Annotated in this window: 1 protein-coding gene and 1 pseudogene; both read right to left on the minus strand. The window is 46.4% G+C overall.

All coding sequences use genetic code 11. The features are described 5' to 3' along the window. Positions 1-284, minus strand: a pseudogene (locus tag R7E78_RS26905) (TIGR03503 family protein); the annotation flags it as partial. Between the two features lie 8 nt (positions 285-292). Beyond that, positions 293-687, minus strand: a 395-nt coding sequence (locus R7E78_RS26910; protein ID WP_318058713.1) for an exonuclease domain-containing protein, incomplete at its 5' end; no start/stop codon positions are given.

Genomic DNA, 687 nt, shown 5'->3' on the forward strand with positions numbered 1-687 from the left:
TGCCAAGGGCCGGGCATTGGGTTATCGACTGAAATGATGTCGAGTGATGGTTCTTGATACCAACGAACGTTGTCGTAAGAGCCCCACGCGTAATATTTTTTACCATCTGGACGAACTAACACAACAGGTTGAGAACTTTGTTCACGATAAACCAGAAAAGTAATCTGTTCGATGGTCGGGTCGACACGAAAACGGTTATCCAACAAAGACATGGCGGACTCGCTCGCGGCAAATGCGAAACAACTCCAGATCGCTAAAATAGCGACCGACAAAGCCCTCAACATAGCTTCTTCTATTGGTACCAAATACAGTCGTTTACCAGTTCTAATCTTTTCTGGTGCGCTTCTAATTCATAGGCAGTTGCACGCAAAACCTTTAGTGCGTTTCTTCCTTCAATACGGCGAATGGTTTCTACCCCGCCTTCTTGTTTGTTGGCGTTAAATTCTAGACTCGTTTGCCCACCAGTCATCAGTAGGTAAACGTCGGCTAGAATCTCTGCATCGAGCAATGCCCCGTGGAGTGTACGGTGCGAGTTATCAATGCCGTAACGTTCACATAATACGTCGAGGTTGTTGCGCTTGCCCGGGAAGATTTTCTTCGCCATGGCAAGCGTATCCGTCACCTTGCAGTAATCGTCGGTTTTACCAATTGTTGGATCGAGTTTTTCAAACTCATAATCCATGAAGC

The organism is Vibrio sp. YT-19(2023), from assembly GCF_033337395.1.